This is a genomic window from Nocardioides renjunii (assembly GCF_034661175.1).
In the GTDB taxonomy this organism is placed as follows: Bacteria; Actinomycetota; Actinomycetes; order Propionibacteriales; family Nocardioidaceae; genus Nocardioides; species Nocardioides renjunii.
The window spans coordinates 1,502,839-1,520,917 of the sequence record NZ_CP141058.1 but is presented as its reverse complement, the minus strand read 5'-3'; the positions used below and the strand labels follow the sequence as shown (position 1 = coordinate 1,520,917).

Annotated in this window: 18 protein-coding genes; 3 read left to right on the top strand and 15 right to left on the bottom strand. The window is 73.0% G+C overall.

Going from position 1 to position 18,079, the window contains the following annotated elements:
* Positions 1 to 6 precede the first annotated feature (6 nt).
* Both leuA and SHK17_RS07300 read right to left on the bottom strand, forming a co-directional pair.
* On the bottom strand, positions 7 to 1,734 hold the full coding sequence (gene leuA, locus SHK17_RS07305; RefSeq protein WP_172271018.1) for a 2-isopropylmalate synthase: 1,728 nt from the start codon (positions 1,732 to 1,734) through the stop codon (positions 7 to 9).
* A gap of 171 nt (positions 1,735 to 1,905) precedes the next feature.
* Positions 1,906 to 2,664, bottom strand: a complete 759-nt coding sequence (locus tag SHK17_RS07300) for a class I SAM-dependent methyltransferase (protein ID WP_322921593.1) — start codon at positions 2,662 to 2,664, stop codon at positions 1,906 to 1,908.
* Between the two features lie 47 nt (positions 2,665 to 2,711).
* Here SHK17_RS07300 and SHK17_RS07295 point away from each other — a divergent pair, with 47 nt between their 5' ends.
* Both SHK17_RS07295 and SHK17_RS07290 read left to right on the top strand, forming a co-directional pair.
* The gene (locus SHK17_RS07295) at positions 2,712 to 3,197 is read left to right on the top strand and encodes an NAD(P)H-dependent oxidoreductase (protein ID WP_322424490.1); all 486 of its coding nucleotides are present in this window, start codon (positions 2,712 to 2,714) and stop codon (positions 3,195 to 3,197) included.
* Complete coding sequence (locus tag SHK17_RS07290) at positions 3,194 to 4,024, top strand: septum formation family protein (protein ID WP_322921592.1); 831 nt, start codon at positions 3,194 to 3,196, stop codon at positions 4,022 to 4,024. Before SHK17_RS07295 ends, SHK17_RS07290 begins: the two co-directional genes overlap by 4 nt.
* Positions 4,025 to 4,034: 10 nt before the next feature.
* On the opposite strand, the gene era is transcribed toward SHK17_RS07290, so the two are convergent.
* The 10 genes from era to SHK17_RS07240 form a co-directional block, all read right to left on the bottom strand.
* On the bottom strand, positions 4,035 to 5,117 hold the full coding sequence (gene era / locus SHK17_RS07285; RefSeq protein ID WP_405030407.1) for a GTPase Era: 1,083 nt from the start codon (positions 5,115 to 5,117) through the stop codon (positions 4,035 to 4,037).
* Between the two features lie 58 nt (positions 5,118 to 5,175).
* Positions 5,176 to 5,952, bottom strand: coding sequence for a siderophore-interacting protein (locus SHK17_RS07280; protein WP_322921591.1), 777 nt, complete (start codon positions 5,950 to 5,952; stop codon positions 5,176 to 5,178).
* Between the two features lie 20 nt (positions 5,953 to 5,972).
* Complete coding sequence (locus tag SHK17_RS07275; RefSeq protein WP_322921590.1) at positions 5,973 to 7,274, bottom strand: class I SAM-dependent methyltransferase; 1,302 nt, start codon at positions 7,272 to 7,274, stop codon at positions 5,973 to 5,975.
* A complete protein-coding gene (locus tag SHK17_RS07270; RefSeq protein WP_322424495.1) occupies positions 7,271 to 8,659 on the bottom strand; it encodes an FAD-binding oxidoreductase in 1,389 nt (462 codons plus the stop codon). The genes SHK17_RS07275 and SHK17_RS07270 overlap by 4 nt, the downstream gene beginning before the upstream one ends.
* Positions 8,660 to 8,706: 47 nt before the next feature.
* Positions 8,707 to 9,060 (bottom strand): cytidine deaminase, encoded by a 354-nt coding sequence (locus SHK17_RS07265; protein ID WP_172271002.1) that lies wholly within the window; start codon positions 9,058 to 9,060, stop codon positions 8,707 to 8,709.
* Positions 9,061 to 9,102: 42 nt separating this feature from the next.
* Positions 9,103 to 10,425 carry a hemolysin family protein gene (locus tag SHK17_RS07260; RefSeq protein WP_172271000.1) on the bottom strand — a complete coding sequence of 441 codons (1,323 nt, stop codon included), beginning with the start codon at positions 10,423 to 10,425 and terminating at the stop codon, positions 9,103 to 9,105.
* 72 nt (positions 10,426 to 10,497) lie between these two features.
* Positions 10,498 to 10,959, bottom strand: a complete 462-nt coding sequence (gene ybeY / locus SHK17_RS07255) for an rRNA maturation RNase YbeY (protein ID WP_172270998.1) — start codon at positions 10,957 to 10,959, stop codon at positions 10,498 to 10,500.
* Positions 10,956 to 12,059, bottom strand: coding sequence for a PhoH family protein (locus SHK17_RS07250; RefSeq protein WP_172270996.1), 1,104 nt, complete (start codon positions 12,057 to 12,059; stop codon positions 10,956 to 10,958). The genes ybeY and SHK17_RS07250 overlap by 4 nt, the downstream gene beginning before the upstream one ends.
* 96 nt (positions 12,060 to 12,155) lie before the next feature.
* Entirely contained in the window at positions 12,156 to 13,397 is a 1,242-nt protein-coding gene (locus tag SHK17_RS07245; RefSeq protein ID WP_322424496.1) for a hypothetical protein, read from the bottom strand.
* A gap of 4 nt (positions 13,398 to 13,401) precedes the next feature.
* A complete protein-coding gene (locus SHK17_RS07240; protein WP_322424497.1) occupies positions 13,402 to 13,755 on the bottom strand; it encodes an HIT domain-containing protein in 354 nt (117 codons plus the stop codon).
* 153 nt (positions 13,756 to 13,908) lie between these two features.
* Here SHK17_RS07240 and SHK17_RS07235 point away from each other — a divergent pair, with 153 nt between their 5' ends.
* Positions 13,909 to 14,895: a Gmad2 immunoglobulin-like domain-containing protein gene (locus SHK17_RS07235; protein WP_322921589.1), complete on the top strand. Its 987-nt coding sequence runs from the start codon at positions 13,909 to 13,911 to the stop codon at positions 14,893 to 14,895.
* A gap of 166 nt (positions 14,896 to 15,061) precedes the next feature.
* Here the strand turns inward: SHK17_RS07235 and SHK17_RS07230 are convergent, their stop codons facing one another.
* The 3 genes from SHK17_RS07230 to hrcA are packed head-to-tail and all read right to left on the bottom strand — an operon-like array spanning position 15,062 to position 18,003.
* Positions 15,062 to 15,802, bottom strand: a complete 741-nt coding sequence (locus SHK17_RS07230; protein ID WP_322921588.1) for a 16S rRNA (uracil(1498)-N(3))-methyltransferase — start codon at positions 15,800 to 15,802, stop codon at positions 15,062 to 15,064.
* A 15-nt stretch (positions 15,803 to 15,817) separates the two neighbouring features.
* Positions 15,818 to 16,984 (bottom strand): molecular chaperone DnaJ, encoded by a 1,167-nt coding sequence (gene dnaJ / locus SHK17_RS07225; protein ID WP_322921587.1) that lies wholly within the window; start codon positions 16,982 to 16,984, stop codon positions 15,818 to 15,820.
* On the bottom strand, positions 16,981 to 18,003 hold the full coding sequence (hrcA, locus tag SHK17_RS07220) for a heat-inducible transcriptional repressor HrcA (protein WP_172270986.1): 1,023 nt from the start codon (positions 18,001 to 18,003) through the stop codon (positions 16,981 to 16,983). Before hrcA ends, dnaJ begins: the two co-directional genes overlap by 4 nt.
* Between the last annotated feature and the right edge of the window lie 76 nt (positions 18,004 to 18,079).

The window sequence follows — 18,079 nt, the reverse complement described above, 5'->3', positions numbered from 1 at the left end:
CGGTCCTCAGGCGCGGTTGACGGCGCTGATCACGGCCTTGAGCGAGGCGGTGACGATGTTGGCGTCGAGCCCGACGCCCCACAGCACCTTCTCGCCGACGGCACACTCGACGTACGCCGCCGCGATCGCGTCGCCGCCGGCTGAGAGCGCGTGCTCGGCGTAGTCGAGGACGCGCACGTCGTGTCCGAGGCCGGAGATGGCGTCGACGAAGGCGGCGATCGGGCCGTTGCCCTGTCCCGACAGCTCCTGCCGCTCGCCGTCGACGAGCACCCCGACCGTGAGCTGGTCCTTCTCCCCCGCCGCGCTGGAGGTGTGGACCGAGTCGAGCTCGAGCGGGGTGGTGCGGTCGAGGTACTCGCCCCGGAACACCGACCAGATCTCCTCCGGGGTGATCTCGCCGCCCTCGGTGTCGGTGTGCTGCTGCACCACGCGGCTGAACTCGATCTGCGCGCGGCGCGGCAGGTCGAGCTTGTGCTCGGACTTGAGGACGTAGGCGACGCCGCCCTTGCCGGACTGGCTGTTGACGCGGATCACGGCCTCGTAGGTGCGGCCCACGTCCCGGGGGTCGATCGGGAGGTACGGCGCCTCCCACGGCAGCTCGCCGACCTCGACGCCGAGGGCGGTGGCCTTCTTCTCGAGGTCCTCGAGGCCCTTCTTGATGGCGTCCTGGTGGGAGCCGGAGAAGGCGGTGTAGACGAGGTCGCCCGCGTAGGGGTGGCGCGGGTGGACCGGCAGGTTGGTGCAGTACTCCACGGTGCGCCGGACCTCGTCGATGTCACCGAAGTCGACCTGCGGGTCGATGCCCTGGCTGAACAGGTTCATGCCCAGCGTCACCAGGTCCACGTTGCCGGTGCGCTCGCCGTGGCCGAACAGGCAGCCCTCGACCCGGTCGGCGCCGGCCATCAGGGCCAGCTCGGTGGCGGCGACCGCGGTGCCGCGGTCGTTGTGCGGGTGCAGGCTGATCGCGGAGTGCTCGCGGCGGGTCAGGCCGCGGCCGAAGTACTCGATCTGGTCGGCGTAGGTGTTGGGCGTGGACATCTCCACCGTGGCCGGGAGGTTGAGGATGATCTCGCGTCCCGCCTCCGGCTGCCACACGTCCGAGACGGCCTCGCAGACGCTCAGCGCGAAGTCGGTGTCGGACTGGGTGAAGATCTCCGGGCTGTACTGGTAGCCGAAGTCCTGGGAGCCGACGATGCTGCCGAGCCGCTCCTCGGCGTACTTCATCACCATCTCGGTGCCGCGCACGGCGATGCTGCGGCACTCGTCGGGGGTGACGTTGAAGACGACGCGCTGGAAGAGCGGCGCCGTCGCGTTGTAGAGGTGCACGGTCGCGCGTGGCGCGCCGACCAGCGAGTCGACGGTGCGCTCGATGAGGTCCTCGCGGGCCTGGGTCAGCACCGAGATCTGCACGTCGTCGGGGATCCGGTCCTCGTCGATGAGCTTGCGGACGAAGTCGAAGTCGGTCTGGCTGGCGCTCGGGAAGCCGACCTCGATCTCCTTGTAGCCCATCGACACCAGCAGCTCGAACATCGTGAGCTTGCGGGCGGGCGTCATCGGGTCGATCAGCGCCTGGTTGCCGTCGCGCAGGTCGGTCGAGAGCCAGCGCGGCGCCTTCTCGACCTTCTTCGTCGGCCAGGTGCGGTCCGGGACGTCGACGGGGACGAACGGGGTGTAGCGGGCGAACGGCATCGGGCTCGGCGCCTGCTGGTTGGCGGTGTTGCTCAGGTGGGTCATGGGTTCCTCGGTCTGCTGGAGGGGCGACCGGCACGCGCCACACTCCGCAACGAGGGGGCCGGGTCTAGGCCTCGTTGCGGCGGCGAAGGAGGAGGCTGCGCATCATGACCCGGCCACCCTAACCGCCCGCGGCGCCGTGCGTCGCCGGACCTCCCGCGGACTGAGACGCGGTCAGGCCCGCCCGCGGGCGGCGTACGCCACCGCGGTGAGGTCGAAGGGACCTTCGCCCAGGCGGCGGCGCAGGACCTCCTCGAGACGCTCGCGGCCATCGGGACCGAGCGCGGCGACCACGTCGCCGGCCGGGCCGACGCCGTGGAGGTAGGGCTCCCACCACTCCTCGAAGCTGGGGTGGGTGACCGTGACCGACAGCTCGACCGACTCGACGTCGCGCAGGCCGGCGTCCCGGACGATCGCGACGAGGCCGTCCTGCGACCCGCCGGGGAACTCGCGCTCGCCCGGGTGCTCGGGCCGGAGCTCGGCGACCGCCTCCCACAGCGGCCACATCGGCGCCCGGGACCCCGCGAGGTCCCACACCGTCGCCCCGACCCACCCGCCGCGACGGGTCACGCGTCGCATCTCACCGACGCCGCCGACGGGATCGGCCATGAAGTGCACGACCAGGCACGCACCCGCCACGTCGAACATGGCGTCGTCGAAGGGCAGCGACTCGGCGGCGGACTGCCGGACGTCGACGCCGGGGAAGCGCTCGCGGCAGGCCTCCACGAACGGCGCCGACGGGTCGACGGCCGAGACGCGCTCCGCGCCGATCCGCTCGACGAGCTGCTCGGTCAGCGCGCCGGGGCCGCACCCGACGTCCAGTGCCCACTGGCCCTCCGTGACCTCCAGCAGATCGGCGAAGCCCGCGGAGAGCGGTCGCGAGTAGCGGCCCATGAAGCGGTCGTAGGCGTCGCCCGGCACGTCGAACGTCATGCGCCGAAGGTACGCCCGCCGGTGCGGCGGTGAGTAGCCTCGGCACCGTGCCGCGCCTGCTCGTCGTCCACCACTCGCCGACCCCGTCGGTGGTGTCCCTGACCGACGCCGTCGTGGCCGGGGCCTCGGACGACGCCATCGACGACGTCGAGGTGGTGGTGCGCGCGGCGCTCGAGGCGGACGCGGACGACGTGGTGGCGGCGGACGGGATCGTCCTCGGCACGCCGGCGAACTTCGGCTACATGAGCGGTGCCCTCAAGCACTTCTTCGACTCCGTGTTCCTCCAGGTCGGCGGGGCGCTGTCGGACGACGGCTCGGCGGCCGGCGCCGACGGGGGCCGCAAGCCGTACGGCCTCTACGTGCACGGCCGCTACGACACGGCCGGTGCCGTGCGCGCGGTGGAGTCGATCGTCGGGGCACTGCCCTGGCGCCGCGCCGCGCCGGTCCTCGAGGTGCTCGGCGACGTGGGCGAGGCGGACCGGGAGTCGGCGTACGAGCTGGGCGGGACGCTGGCCGCTCTGGTGATGCGATGAGGCGGCTGCCGCTCCTCGCGCTGGTCGCCGCCCTCGCGCTGGGCGGCTGCACGTCGCCGTCCGACGGGGAGCCGCCGGCAACCACGCCGTCGACGTCGGCCACGCCGACCGGGACGGTGCCGACCGAGACGGTGCCGCCGGACCCCGGACCGGACCCCCGCGTCGGCGAGTGCCACGCCCTGTCGTTCGGGCAGGCCGTCGCCGTGGTCGGCCGCACCGCCCCCGTGCCGTGCCGGCGCAGGCACACGGCCCAGACCTACTTCGTCGGGCGCCTCGACCTCGAGACCGAGGCGGGATTCACCCGTCGCGTCGACTCGCGGGCCGCCCAGCGCCAGGCGCGGCAGGCCTGCACCACCCGACTCCCCCAGCACCTGGCCCGTACGCCGCGGGAGCTGCGGCTCAGCATGGCGCGGGCGGTGTGGTTCACGCCGAGCCCGCGACGCGCCGAGGCGGGGGCCGACTGGTTCCGCTGCGACCTGGTCGTCGTCGCGGCCCCGGAGCAGCTGCTGCGCCTCCCCCGGCGCACGCAGGGCTGGGGCGGCACGCCGGCCATCGCGATGTGCGCGACCGCGGCTCCTGGCACAGCCCAGTTCGCACGGGTCGCCTGCGGCGGCAGGCACTCGTGGCGGGCGGTGACGACCGTGGACCTGCCCGGCCGTCGGCTGCCGCGACAGGCGGCGATCGCCGCCCGCATGGAGTCCTCGTGCCGCGACGCGGCACGCGCGCAGGCCGACGACCCGCTCGACTTCGTGTGGTCGCAGGAGAGCCCGACCCGCGAGCAGTGGGACGCCGGTCAGCGCTACGGCATCTGCTGGGCGCCGGCCTGACCGACGCGCCTCAGAAGCCGAGCTTGCGGAGCTGGCGGGGGTCGCGCTGCCAGTCCTTGGCGATCTTGACCTGGAGGTCGAGGTAGACCGGGGTGCCGAGCAGGGCCTCGATCTGCTGGCGGGCGGCCGTGCCGACGGCCCGCAGGCGCGAGCCCTTGTGACCGATCATGATGCCCTTCTGGGAGTCGCGCTCGACGTAGAGGTTGGCGACGATGTCGAGGAGCGGCTTGTCGTCGGGACGGCCCTCGCGAAGGCCCATCTCCTCCACGACCACGGCGATCGAGTGCGGGAGCTCGTCGCGCACGCCCTCGAGCGCGGCCTCGCGGATCAGGTCGGCGGCGAGCGCCTCCTCGGGTGCGTCGGTCAGGTCGCCGTCGGGGTAGAGCGGCGGCCCCTCGGGCATGAGCCCCACCAGCAGGTCGGCCAGCAGGTCGACCTGGTCGCCGGCGACCGCTGACACCGGGACGATCTCGGCCCACTCGGTCGACGTCTCCTGCCCGAGGACGGCGATGTCGAGCAGGTGCTGGGCCAGCTGCTCGGGCGTGGCGAGGTCGGTCTTCGTGGCGACGGCGATCCGCACGGTGCGGCGCACCTTGGCGAGCTCGGTGACCAGGTAGCGGTCACCGGGCCCGATCTTCTCGTTGGCCGGGAAGCACACCGCGACCACGTCGACCTCGGCCCAGGTCGTGCGGACCAGGTCGTTGAGCCGCTCGCCGAGCAGCGTGCGGGGGCGGTGCAGCCCGGGGGTGTCGACCAGGATCAGCTGGGCGTCGTCGCGGTGCACGATGCCGCGCACCACGTTGCGCGTGGTCTGGGGCTTGGACGACGTGATGACGATCTTCTGCCCGACGAGCGCGTTGGTCAGCGTCGACTTCCCCGCGTTGGGGCGTCCCACGAACGACGCGAAGCCGCTGCGGTAGCCCTCAGGGGCCTGGAAGAACGCGCCGGCGGGGGCGACGCCCGACAGGTCGAACTCGTCGTCCAGCTCGTCCTCGTCGTCGTCCTCGTCGTCGTCCTCGTCGTCGTCCTCGTCGAGCTCGTCGTCTCCGCCGTCCGGCTCGTCGGCGAGCTCGTCGTCCGGCTCGTCGTCCAGCTCGTCCTCGACGCTGTCGTCCGCGTCGAGCTCCTCGGGGACCTCGCGGTCCTGGTCGTCAGCCATCGTTCGCCTCTCGCGCCGCGTCGTAGTCCGCCCAGATCTGCTCGTCACTCTTCCCTGCCGCCTTGCCCGCGCGCCAGATCGGGCCGGGGTCCACGGCACGCGGCTGCCGGCCGGCGGTGGCGCGCCAGTAGCCCATCACGTCGTAGTGGCTGGTCGGCAGCCCGACCTCGCGCATCAGGTGCTTGCGGATGGCCCGCATCTGCGCGGACTCCCCCGCCATCCAGAAGTAGCCCTCGCCCTCGGGCCAGTCGATCCCGGCGACCACGTCGGCCAGGGCGCTCTGCCCGGCCGACGGCGGGCTCAGCCAGGTGACGTCAGCGGTGGCCGGCAGGTAGCCGGCGAGGTCGTCGGGCACCTCGGCCAGGACGTGCGTCGGCAGGCCGGGGTGGGTCTCCAGGATCCGCGCCACCGCGGGCATCGCGGTGAGGTCGCCGACGAGGATGAACCACTGGGCGCCGGCGGGCGGGTGGAACGACGCCTTCGGCTCGGTGATGGTGACCGTGTCACCGATGCAGTCGCGCATCGCCCACTCGGTGACCAGCCCGACGTCGTGGACGACGACGTCGAGGGTCATCTCACCGTCGGCGAAGGACCGCACGGTGTAGTAGCGGCTCTGGAACTGGCCCGGCACCACCAGGCCGACCCACTCGTCGGGGACGCCGGTGGAGGTGAAGTCGTCGAGCCCGCCCAGCACGAGTCGGAGGAGGTGGTCCGACAGCGGCTCGCGGCGACGTACGGTCGCCTGGAACTGCGCTGCCCGGGTGCTCACCGCACGAGGCTATCGGTGGCTCACCAGTGCGGGCGCATCGGGAAGTCGGAGCGTCCGTCGTCGTGGTTGCGGGTGGCCAGGACCTGGTGGAGCTCGACCTCGCCGCGCTCGAAGCCGACCCGGGACGCGGCGATGTAGAGGCCCCAGACGCGAGCGGATCCCTCGCCGACCTCGGCGACGCACTCGTCCCAGTGCTCGACCAGGTTGCGGTTCCAGTCGCGCAGCGTCGCGGCGTAGTGCAGGCGGAGGTTCTCGCTGTGCTGCACCTCGAGGCCCCGGTCCTGCGCGGCGGCGATGATCGTGCCGGACCCGATGAGCTCACCGTCGGGGAAGACGTAGCGGTCGATGAAGGCGCCGGTCTCCTTGCGCTGGTTGGCGCGGCGGGTGATGGAGTGGTTGAGCAGCCGGCCGCCGGGCCGGAGCCGGTCGCGCAGGTGGGTGAAGTAGGCCGGGTAGTTGCGCACGCCGACGTGCTCGGTCAGCCCGATCGAGCTGACCGCGTCGAAGCCGGTCTCGACGACGTCGCGGTAGTCGAGGTGCCGCACCTCGGCGAGGTCGCCCAGCCCCTCGCGGTCGATCGCCTCCTTGGCCCACTGGGCCTGCTCGAGCGAGAGCGTCACCCCGAGCACCCGGACGCCGTACTCCCGTGCGGCGTGGCGGACCATGCTGCCCCAGCCGCAGCCCACGTCGAGCAGCTGCTGCCCGGGCTGGAGGTCGAGCTTGCGGCAGACCAGGTCGAACTTCGCGGCCTGCGCCTCCTCGAGCGTGGCATCGGGCGTCTCGTAGAGGGCGCACGTGTAGGCCATCGACGGGCCCAGCACGAGCTCGTAGAACCGGTTGGAGAGGTCGTAGTGGTGGGCGATGACCTCGGCGTCTCGCATCATCGAGTGCCGCAGCCCCTCCACCGTGCGGCGCCAGCGAGGCAGGTGCTCCTGGGGCGGCGGAGCCGGCGGGCGCAGCCGCGACAACCCCAGGCTGCGGACGATGGCCAGCGCCTCGGACGGCGCCGGCACCCGGAACCTCGTGTGGTCCTTGAGGAGGACCACCGCGTCGTAGGGGTCGCCCGGGTGGACGCCGGTGAGGTCGAGCTCGCCGCTCACGTAGGCGCGGGCCAGGCCGAGGTCTCCGGGGGCCGTCACCAGGTAGGCCAGGCCGCGCTCGCTGCGCAGGTGCAGGCCGACGTCGGCCGTGGGCGGGCCCGCGCTGCTGCCGTCGTAGGCGGTGAGCCGCAGCGGCAGCCCTCCTCGCACGAGCCGGTCCATCGCCTCGCCGATCGTCACGCGAGCCGCTGCGGTCGAGCCCACCTGGAAACGGGTGCTCATCGGCGTCCCACCACCTTGTCGTAGAGAGGGGTCAGTCGGTCGTCGGGGTCGTGGAGCCGCTTCACGCGGGCCAGCTGGTCGCCGCCGTAGAGGCGGTCGAACTCCCCACGGTCGTAGAAGGCCTCGGAGTAGAGGCTCTTGTGGCCGCCGAGGGCGGACACCTCCGCCTCGATCGCCCGGTTGCGGGGCGCGAGAGGTGCGTCGGGCCCGACGTTGACGACGCCCCAGAAGCCGACGTTGACGTACGTCGTCGCGGGGGCCAGCGGGTAGCCCGGCCACGGCCTGGCCTCTCCCTCGCCGGCGTCCTCACCCCCGCTCGCGCGTCGCAGCCGCAGCGGGCACAGCCACACCGGCCGCATGCCCACCTCCCGGTCGAACCACGCGAGGAACTCCGCGAGCCGGTCGACGGGGACCTCGACGTCCTGCACCACGCGCTCGCCCTGCGGCCGGCCGGCCCGCCGGTCGAGCCGGTCGCCGATGCCGAGGCGGCGGTCGAGGGCGACCAGGCGCCAGTAGACGTCGGAGCGACGCAGGCGCCGCGGCCACAGCCGTCGTACGAGCGGGTGCTGGGCACCGAAGGCGCGCGAGCACCAGAACCAGTCGGTGTCCCAGCGCCACAGGTAGTCGTGGATCGTCAGCCGGTCGGTGGCCCTGTGCTGCAGCGAGCGGTAGTAGACCTGCTGGCCGGTGTAGTCGCTGGTCGGACCGGGCTCGTCGGTCCAGCGGGCCAGGGTCAGGTAGAGCTCGTCAGGGGTGAAGGCGACGCCGTCGAGGCCGTCGACCCGCTCGCCCTCCCACGCGCCGTCGGCGACGATGCGGCCGACCGCGTCGGCGAGCGAGCCGGCGTCGTCGAACCGCACGTGTCGGAGCGCGACGTGGGCCGGCACCTGCTCGAGCTCGATCCGGAGCCGCGTGGCGTAGCCGAGGGAGCCGTAGGAGTTGGGGAAGGCGTCGAAGAGCGCGTCACCGGGCTTGGTGGTGACGACCTCGCCCGCACCGGTCAGCACGTCCATCTCGAGCACCGACTCGTGCGGCAGGCCGCTGCGGAAGCTCGTGGACTCGATGCCGAGCCCGGTGACCGCGCCGCCCAGGGTGATGGTCCTGAGCTGGGGCACCACGAGCGGGATCCGTCCGTGCGCGAGGGTGACCTCGACCAGGTGCTCGTAGGTGCACATGCCCTGCACCTCGGCGACGTCGCCGTCGACCTCGATCACCCCGGTCAGGCCGGACACGTCGAGCCCCCGCCCGGCGTCGGGGCGGCCCCGGAAGAGGTTGCTGGTGCGCTTGGCCAGCCGCACCGGCGACCCGGCGGGCAGGGCGGCGTAGGACTCCCGGAGCCTCGTGACCCCGACGGAGTGCTGCTCCCATCCCCCCGGCTCGCGCACGCGACCACGCTAGCGAGGTGCGCGGGGGGACGCGAGCGGGTTGTCCGTCAGCCGGCGCGCGTGGCGGAGCGTGAGTGGATGCGGCCCTGCGGGTCGCCGACGAGGACGGGGACGTCGGGGCCGGCGAAGTCACCGGCCGCGCGGACGTCCACCGCGTCGCCGTCGGTGAGCACGACCGCCGCCTCCAGGCCGGTGGAGCCGGACGACAGCGCCATCGCGACGCAGACCTCCAGCCCGGTCAGCCGCAGGTGCGGGAGGTCGACGCTGGCCGCGGCGTACGTCCGCCCGTCGAGGTCACGCACGGCGGCGCCCTCGGCGGCGCGGGCCCGGGCGCGGGTGGCGCGTGCGAGGGTCACCAGCTTGGCGTCCTCGGCACTCAGGTCGGCTGACAGGTCGGTCATGCGAGCAGCGTAGTGAGGGGGCAGCCGGCCTGCGCAGCGTGCTCAGCGACCGGCGGAGCCCACGTGGGTGGCCGCGTCGTCGGAGGCGTCCTCGGCGGCGTCGGACAGGACGGACACGAGCACCGTGTCGATCTTGTTGCGCCGCCCGGTGGCCCGCTCGGCCTCGAGGCGCAGGCCGTGGCACTCGACCACGGACCCCGGGATCGGGACCTTGCCGAGGTGCTTGGCCATGAGGCCGCCGACGCTGTCGACGTCGTCGTCCTCCACCGAGACGCCGACGATCTCGTCGAGGTCGTCCACGGGGTAGCGCGAGGAGACCCGGATCGCGCCGCCCTCGACGTGCTCGACCTCGACCTCCTCGGCGTCGTACTCGTCGGTGATCTCGCCGACGATCTCCTCCAGCACGTCCTCGATCGTGATCAGCCCGGCGGTGCCGCCGTACTCGTCGACGACGACCGCGATGTGCTGGCGGCGGGCCTGGAGCTCGGTGAGCAGCGCGTCGACCGGCTTGGAGTCGGGCACGTAGTGGACCGGGCGCATCACCTCGTCGACCCGCTGGGTGAACTCGACGTCGGGGGCCTCGAAGTCGCGGCGGACGAGGTCCTTGAGGTAGGCCATGCCGACGATGTCGTCGAGGTTGTCGCCGATGACCGGGATCCGTGAGTAGCCGCTGCGCAGGAACAGCGACAGCGTCTGCCGGAGGTTCTTGTGGCGCTCGATGTAGACGACGTCGGGGCGCGGGACCATCACCTCGCGGGTGATGGTGTCGCCGAGCTCGAAGACGGAGTGGATCATCCGGCGCTCGCCGGACTCGATCACCGCCGACGCCTCGGCGAGGTCGACGAGCTCCCGCAGCTCGGTCTCGGTGGAGAACGGGCCTTCGCTGAAGCCCCGCCCCGGCGTGATGGCGTTGCCGAGCAGGATGAGCAGGGCGGGGATGGGTCCGAGGATCGTGGTGACCAGCGACAGCGGACCGGCCGACAGCAGCGCCACCGTGGCGTCGTGCTGGCGACCGAGGGTGCGCGGCGCGACGCCGATCGCGACGAAGGACACCACGAGCATGACGCCGATCGTGGTGAGCACGCTGGGCACCAGGGAGTCCTGGTAGGCGTCGCGCGCCCACGTGCTGACGAGCACGATGGCGCTGATCTCGCACAGCAGCCGCAGCAGCAGCGCCGTGTTGAGGTAGCGCGGCGGGTCGTCGAGCAGCATCAGCAGGCGCGTGGCACCCGCGCGGCCCTCGGCCTTCAGCTCCTCGGCGCGGGCGCGCGAAAACCCGTTGAGGGCCGCGTCGGCCGCGGAGAACAGCCCCGCGAGGAGGACCAGCAGGGCGGCGGAGCCGAGCTGCCAGATGTCGGCGGTCATGTCGGGAGGGTCATCTTCGGGAGGTCATGTCGGGAGGGTCGTGTCGGGAGGGTCATGTGGGGAGCGTCGTGCTCAGGCGGGCTCGGGGCTCGAGCGCCACTTCTCGAGCAGCTCCCCCTGCAGCCCGAACATCACGGCGTGCTCGTCGGGCTCGGCGTGGTCGTAGCCCAGCAGGTGGAGGATGCCGTGCACGGTGAGCAGGTCGATCTCGGCCTCTCGGCCGTGCCCGGCATCCTCGCCCTGGCGCTCGGCCACGGTCGGCGCGAGCACCAGGTCGCCGAGCACGCCCTCCTCGGGCTCCTCGTTGACCTTGCCGGGACGCAGCTCGTCCATCGGGAAGGCGAGCACGTCGGTCGGGCCCTGCTTCTCCATCCAGTGCTCGTTGAGGTCGGCGATCGTGTCCTCGTCGACGGCCTTGATGCACAGCTCGGCCTGCGGGTGGACACGCATCTCGTCCATCACGAAGCGTGCGAGCCGGGACAGGCGGCGTACGTCGACGTCGCGCCCTGACTCGTTGAGGACCTCGATGCTCACCGGGGCTTCCGCCCGTCGGTGCCGCGGTCGCTCGCGGCGGGGACCGTGGTGGCGACCGGTGTGGCGGAGACGGGCTTGCCCTTGGCCTGGCCGGACTTGGGCCCGCGCGCCTGGTCGGTGGCGTCGAAGACCTCGTAGGCCTCGACGATGCGGCCGACCAGCCGGTGGCGTACGACGTCGGTGCCGGTGAGGCGGCAGAACGTGATGTCCTCCACGCCGTCGAGGATGCCCTCGACGACCCGCAGCCCCGACTGGGTGCCCGAGGGGAGGTCGACCTGGCTGGTGTCGCCGGTGACGACGATCCGCGAGCCGAAGCCGAGCCGGGTGAGGAACATCTTCATCTGCTCGGGCGTCGTGTTCTGCGCCTCGTCGAGGATGATGAAGGAGTCGTTGAGCGAGCGCCCGCGCAGGAACGCCAGGGGCGCGACCTCGATCGTGCCGGCGGCGAGCAGCTTGGGGATCGTCTCGGGGTCGACCATGTCGTGCAGCGCGTCGTAGAGCGGGCGCAGGTAGGGGTCGATCTTCTCGCTCAGCGTGCCGGGCAGGAACCCGAGCCGCTCGCCCGCCTCGACGGCCGGGCGGCTGAGGATGATCCGGTTGACCTCCTTGGCCTGCAGCGCCTGCACGGCCTTGGCCATGGCCAGGTAGGTCTTGCCGGTGCCGGCCGGCCCGATGCCGAAGGTGATGGTGCTCTTGTCGATCGACTCGACGTAGCGCTTCTGGTTGAGCGTCTTGGGTCGGATCGTGCGGCCGCGGTTGGACAGGATGTTGAGGCTCAGCACGTCGGCCGGCCGCTCCTGCGTCTCGGTCTGCAGCATCTGGATGATCCGCTCGACCGTCTCGCCGGAGACGCCCTGGCCGGTGCGGACGAGCGTGACGATCTCGTCGAGCAGCCGTTCGGCCATGGCCACCTCGGCGGAGTCGCCGGCCAGGGTGATGCGGTTGCCGCGCACGTGGACGTCGGCGTCGAAGGCCCGCTCGATCAACCGGAGGTGCTCGTCGCCCGGACCCAGGACCGAGACCATGTCGATGCTGTTGGGGACGACGACGGTGTGGGTCGGCTTGTCCTGCTGGGTGTTGGTGCCGGTCGTGTCAGTCATGGATGCCCGTGATCGGGCGGCCTTCCGGGTCGGTGGCAGAGCACCTCCATGCTACCGAGCGGGCCGCGCGCAGCCCACCCGGTTGTGGCCGACCCCTCAGGGGCGGGTGACCTGCAGCATCCCGAGGCACATCTCGTCGGTCGTCCCCTCGCCCCACACGACGTAGCGGTCGGGCTGGCCCTCGAACGACGGGAGCCTGTCGCGCAGCCACTGCACGTGCCTGCAGGTCACCTTGACCTGCTCGAACGGCTCGAGCCGGACGGGCTCGATCGGCCGGCTCCCCTGGTCGTCGAAGTCCCACACGGGGATGTCGAGGATCGTGCGTGCCTGCGGCGTGCCGGGGTTGACCTCGATCGTCAGCGAGCGGCCGAGCAGGTGCATGTGACCGGCGACGCCGTGGATGGTCAGCGGCTCGGACATGGTGCGCACGCACGACTGCACCTCCCCCGGCTCCGGCTCCCCGCCGCACAGGAGGTGGAGCAGGTCGGCGGTGTTGCCCTCCGCACCGAAGCGCTCCTTGACGTCGGCCAGCGCCGCGGCGCGGTCGCAGAGCTCACCGTCGGAGTGCTTCGGGCGGCACGGCAGCTCGACCGGGGCGGGCAGCAGCATCGTGCTCAGCGACTCGAGCCGCCGCGTGCCCGGGGCGAGGCGCAGCTGGGCGGCCGAGGTGTCGGCCTGCTGGCCGGCGAGGAGGTTGTAGTGCACCTGCATCACGATCCGGCTGCCCTTGGCCAGGCGGATCCCGAAGCCGGGCTTGATGACCGTCTCCTCACCACCGGGCGCCCAGGCGCCGATCCACGACGACCGGTCGACGTTCTGCACGCGCTCGAGCCCCGTGCCACCGAAGCACGTCCAGCCCTCGCCCTCCTCGGCCGCGTCCTTCTCCTCCGCCGCGGCGGACTGCTCCGGCGGGAGCTGGAAGAGGATGACGTGGTGGACGGTGTCGGGGTTGCCGGGCAGGACCTGGGTGCCGGTGAGCCACGCGTCGCGCTCCAGCCCCGGGTCGAGGACGAAGCAGCGGTAGTCGTCGGTGCCGGTGCCGTAGGGGGCTGACGGGGTGTAGCTGCCGGGCATCGCGATCGTCGTACGCGTCTCGCCGGCGCGCAGCCTCTTCGACCGCGCCGGCTCGGCGTAGTGCCCGTCGTGGCCGGCCTGCTGGGCCTGCTCCTCGCCCGCGTCGGCGGCCGACTCCGGGCTCGCGGCATCGGCCTCTGCCGGCTGGGTGGCGGTGCGGTCGTCCGCGGGGTCCGAGGCGGGGTCGTCGCCTCCACAGGCGGTCAGGAGCAGCAGCCCGGAGGCCAGGGCGGCGGCGAGCGCGCGGCGGGGTCGGGTCAGCACCGGGTCAGACCAGCGACTCGGTCATCCCGGGCGCGGAGCCGAGGACGTGGAAGTGGGTGTGGAAGACGGTCTGGCCGGCGGAGGCGCCCGTGTTGGCGATGAGCCGGTAGTCGTCGTTGCCGGACGCCCGGGCGACCTCGTCGGCCAGGGCGATCGCGTGACCGGTGCCGGTCGGGTCCGCCGCGGCCGAGGCTCCGGCGTTCTCGTGGTGCGCCACCGGCAGCACGAGCGCGTGGAACGGGGCCTGCGGGTTGAGGTCCTTGATCGCGATCGCGTGGTCGTTGCGACCGAGCACGTCGGCCGGGATGTCCCCGGCGACGATCTTGCAGAAGACGCAGTCCGCCGAGGTGTCGCTCATGGCGCCACCCTACGGCCGCGGGGCGCGCGCGGCGCCCGGAATCGACGGTCGGGTGATCGGCCGCGCTCGGCGGGTGCGGGTGCGCCGGGGTGGTCGGGGTGGCGCGGCGTGTGCGCGGATCGGCGGGCGCGGAGGCGCCGTACCGTGACGACCATGACCCCCACCACGTCCCGAGCGGCCCTCGCCCGCGCCGTACGACGCCGCGCGGGCGCCGCGGTCGTCGTCGTGGCGACCAGCCTGGTCCTCGTCGCCTGCGGCGAGGACCCGAGGCCCGTCTCCGACTCGACCGGCGAGCCGACGGCGAGCGACGGGGCGCAGCAGTCGGAGTCCCCCTCGCCCGCGCCGGTCGAGTCCTCCACCGGGACGCCGACCGAGTCGCCCACCGAGTCCACCTCGGAGGCACCGTCCGAGTCCGGCACCGCCGTCCCCGTCTACTTCGCCGGCGACGGCCCGGGCGGCAGGACCGCGCTGTTCCGCGAGTTCCACCGGGTGCAGGGCGACCCGCTGACCGAGGCGGCCCGCCTCGTCGCGGGCGGCGGCCAGCCCGACGACCCGGACTACCGCACGCTGTGGCCGCAGATGGAGGTCGCCTCGGTCACCGCCACCGACGGCGTCCTCCTCGTGCAGCTCCCCTCGGACGCCTTCACCGAGGCGCCCGACGGGATGAGCAGGCGCGACGCCCGCCTCGCCCTGCAGCAGCTCGTGCTCACCCTCCAGGGCGTCCAGCAGGAGCGGGTGCCGGTGGTCGTCCAGCGCGACGCCCCGGGCCTCGACCTCTTCGGTCGACCGACCGGCACGCCGGTCTCGGCGGCCAGCGCGCTGCGTACCCTCAACCTGGTCAACATCACCTCGCCCGCCGAGGGCGACACGGTCTCCGGCGACACGGTCACGGTCACCGGCGTGGCCAACTCCTTCGAGGCGTCGGGCCCCTGCCGGCTCCTGCAGGGCAGCCAGGAGGTCGCGCTCGAGGGCTACCAGTCCGACGGGTGGATGGAGGACCGGCTCTTCCCGTTCGAGGTCGAGCTGCCGCTCGGCGGCGTCACCGGCGAGGTGGTCGTCCAGTGCGAGACCGACGACCCCAGCGGTGGGACCGAGGGCAACGGGCCGTCGGTCGACACGAAGACCATCACCGTCCGGTAGGCGCGTCGCGGCGCGTCGTACGCCGTCGGCCGTCGGCCGAGATCGCGGAAGATCCGAGTCATCTCGTGGCTCGGATCTTCCGCGTTGTCGCTGGAGTCCCCGGATATCCGGGGACCGCCGAGCCGGAGCCAGCCAGCCCGACATCCAGCCCGCCCCCCTCGCGCCGTCAGCCCCAGCGAGGGGTGCGGGCCAGCAGCGCCGCGACCGCGACGACGCCCGCGGTCGAGGTGCGGAGCACCTCGTCGCCGAGCCGGACGGCCTGGGCGCCGGCCTCGGCGAAGGCGGTGAGCTCCTCGGGGGCGATGCCGCCCTCGGGCCCGACGATCACCACGATCCGCCCGGAGGCGGGTACGTCGACCGCGCTGAGCGGGGCGGTGGCGTCCTCGTGCAGCACGACGGCGAGGTCGGCCGCCGCGACGATGCGCCCGACCTCCGCGGTCGAGGCGAGCGGGGCCACGGTGGGCAGCCACGAGCGGCGGGACTGCTTGGCGGCCTCGCGGGCGGTGGCCTGCCACCTGGCGTGCGACTTCGCGGCCCGCTCGCCCTTCCACACCGCGACCGATCGCGACGCGGCCCACGGGACGACGGTGTCGACCCCGACCTCGGTCAGCACCTCGACGGCGAGCTCGCCGCGGTCGCCCTTGGGCAGGGCCTGGACCACGGTGACGGCCGGGTCGGGGCGGGCGGTGCGCTCGAGCGAGGCCACCGTCACGGTGAACAGCCGCTTGCCGGTGGCGGCCACCTCGCCGGTGACCGACGTGCCGCGGCCGTCGGTCAGCACGACCTGCTCGCCCTCGCGCAGCCGGCGTACGGCGACGGCGTGGTGCGCCTCGTCACCGGTCACCTCGACCAGGGACCCGACCGTCGCGTCGGCCAGCGACTCGACGAGGTGGACCGGCAGCGACACGGCGCGGCGCCCGACTCAGCCCTGGAAGGCGTCGCGCAGGCGGCCGAACATCGACTTGTGCGGGGCCTCGACCTGCCCGTCGGGCGTCTCCTCGCCGCGGATCGCCGCCAGCTCGCGCAGCAGCTCCTCCTGGCGCGGGTCGAGCCGCGTGGGGGTGTCGACGACGACGCTGACGACCAGGTCGCCACGACCGCCGCGCAGGCTCGGCACGCCGAAGCCACGGATGACCTGCTCGCTGCCGGACTGGGTGCCCGGGCTGATCTCGAGCTCGAAGGTCGTCTCCGTCCCGGACTCCGAGTCGGCGGTCGCCACGTCGGCCTCGAGCAGCGGCAGGGTGAGGTGCGTGCCGAGGGCGGCCGCCGTCATCGGCAGCGACACCGTGGTGTGCAGGTCGTTGCCGTTGCGGTTGAAGGTCGGGTGCGGCTCGACGTGGATCTCGACGTAGAGGTCGCCGGACGGTCCGCCGCCGGGGCCGACCTCGCCCTGCCCGGTGAGCTGGACGCGAGTGCCGTGGTCGACGCCGGCGGGGATCTTCACGGTCAGCGTGCGGCGCGAGCGGACCCGGCCGTCGCCGGAGCACTCCCGGCACGGGTCGGGGATGATCGAGCCGTAGCCGCGGCACGCCGCGCACGGGCGCAGGGTGCGGATCTCGCCGAGGAACGAGCGCTGCACGACGGCGACCTCGCCCTGGCCGTGGCACGTCTCGCAGGTCGTCGGCGAGGTGCCGGGCGCCGTGCCCTGCCCCTCGCACGCCTCGCAGCGCAGGGCGGTGTCGACCTTGAGCTCGCGGGTCACGCCGAAGGCGGCCTCCGCCAGCGTCACGTCGAGGCGGATCAGCGCGTCCTGACCACGGCGGGCCCGCGAGCGCGGGCCGCGGGTCTGGCCGCCGCCGGGAGCCCCACCGCCGAAGAACGCGTCCATGATGTCGGTGAACGAGAAGCCCTGGCCGGCACCGCCGAAGCCCTGGCTGAAGGCGTCACCGCCGCGGTCGTACGCCGCCCGCTTGCCGGGGTCGCTCAACACCTCGTAGGCGCGGGTGACGTCCTTGAACCGGTCCTGGGTCTCCGGGTCCGGGTTCACGTCGGGGTGCAGCTGCCGGGCGAGCTTGCGGTAGGCCTTCTTGATCTCGTCGGCACCGGCGTCTCGGGAGACGCCGAGGATCTCGTAGGGGTCCTGGGTCACTGGTTTCCTTCATCGAGGATCCGGGAGACGTAGCGCGCGACCGCGCGCACGGCTGCCATGGATCCGGGGTAGTCCATGCGGGTCGGACCGACCACGCCGAGGGAGCCGAGGTGGAACTCCTGCGGGCCGTAGCCGGTGGCCACCACGCTGGTGGCCGCGAGCTCGGAGTAGGGGCCTTCGTGCCCGATGCGGACGGTGAGCGCGTCGACACCCGACTCGCCGAGCAGCTTGAGCAGCACGACGTGTTCCTCGAGCGCCTCGAGCAGGGGGCGCACGGCCGTCTCGAAGTCGCCGTAGCGGGCCAGGTTGGACGTGCCACTCACCGCGACGCGCTCGTCGCTGCGGTGGTCGGACATCGCCTCGGCGAGCACGCTGACGATCGCGCGCGTCGACTCGGCCTGCTCCGGGCGGACCGCGTCGGGCAGCTCGCCCAGGGCGGCGGCCGCCGCAGCGATCTGCACTCCCGCGCTCGCCTGGTTGACCGCGACCCGCACCTCCGCGAGGTCGGTGTCGACGACGGCCTCGTCGAGCTCGACGAGGCGCTGCTCGACCCGGCCGGTGCTGAGGATGAGGATGACCATGATCCGGGTCGGGGTGAGCGAGACGAGCTCGATGTGGCGCACCGTCGAGCGGGACAGGGTGGGGTACTGCACGATCGCGACCTGGCGGGTGAGCTGGCTCAGCAGCCGCACCGACTTCTGCACGACGTCGTCGAGGTCGACGGCGCCGTCCAGCAGCGTCGAGATCGCCCGGCGCTCCGCCGCGCTCATGGGCTTGAGGGTGGCGAGCTTGTCGACGAACAGCCGGTAGCCCTTGTCGGTCGGCACCCGGCCGGCGCTGGTGTGCGGCTGGTGGATGTAGCCCTCGTCCTCGAGGGCGGCCATGTCGTTGCGCACCGTCGCCGGTGACACGCCCAGGCCGTGGCGCTCGACGAGGGCCTTCGAGCCCACCGGCTCCTCGGTGGCGACGTAGTCCTCCACGATCGCGCGCAGCACGTCCAGCTTGCGGTCGTCGACCATGGAATCCCTCCTCGCTCGCGGGGCGGCGCGCCCGGTGCCGTCCGGCACGGGCTGGCACTCGTTCGTCCTGAGTGCC

Bases quoted from the DNA above. Each gene is read 5' to 3' on its own strand.
- leuA (WP_172271018.1), bottom strand. From the start codon at position 1,734: ATGACCCACCTGAGCAACACCGCCAACCAGCAGGCGCCGAGCCCGATG.
- SHK17_RS07300 (WP_322921593.1), bottom strand. From the start codon at position 2,664: ATGACGTTCGACGTGCCGGGCGACGCCTACGACCGCTTCATGGGCCGC.
- SHK17_RS07290 (WP_322921592.1), top strand. From the start codon at position 3,194: ATGAGGCGGCTGCCGCTCCTCGCGCTGGTCGCCGCCCTCGCGCTGGGC.
- SHK17_RS07275 (WP_322921590.1), bottom strand. From the start codon at position 7,274: ATGAGCACCCGTTTCCAGGTGGGCTCGACCGCAGCGGCTCGCGTGACG.
- SHK17_RS07265 (WP_172271002.1), bottom strand. From the start codon at position 9,060: ATGACCGACCTGTCAGCCGACCTGAGTGCCGAGGACGCCAAGCTGGTG.
- SHK17_RS07260 (WP_172271000.1), bottom strand. From the start codon at position 10,425: ATGACCGCCGACATCTGGCAGCTCGGCTCCGCCGCCCTGCTGGTCCTC.
- SHK17_RS07250 (WP_172270996.1), bottom strand. From the start codon at position 12,059: ATGACTGACACGACCGGCACCAACACCCAGCAGGACAAGCCGACCCAC.
- SHK17_RS07240 (WP_322424497.1), bottom strand. From the start codon at position 13,755: ATGAGCGACACCTCGGCGGACTGCGTCTTCTGCAAGATCGTCGCCGGG.
- SHK17_RS07235 (WP_322921589.1), top strand. From the start codon at position 13,909: ATGACCCCCACCACGTCCCGAGCGGCCCTCGCCCGCGCCGTACGACGC.
- hrcA (WP_172270986.1), bottom strand. From the start codon at position 18,003: ATGGTCGACGACCGCAAGCTGGACGTGCTGCGCGCGATCGTGGAGGAC.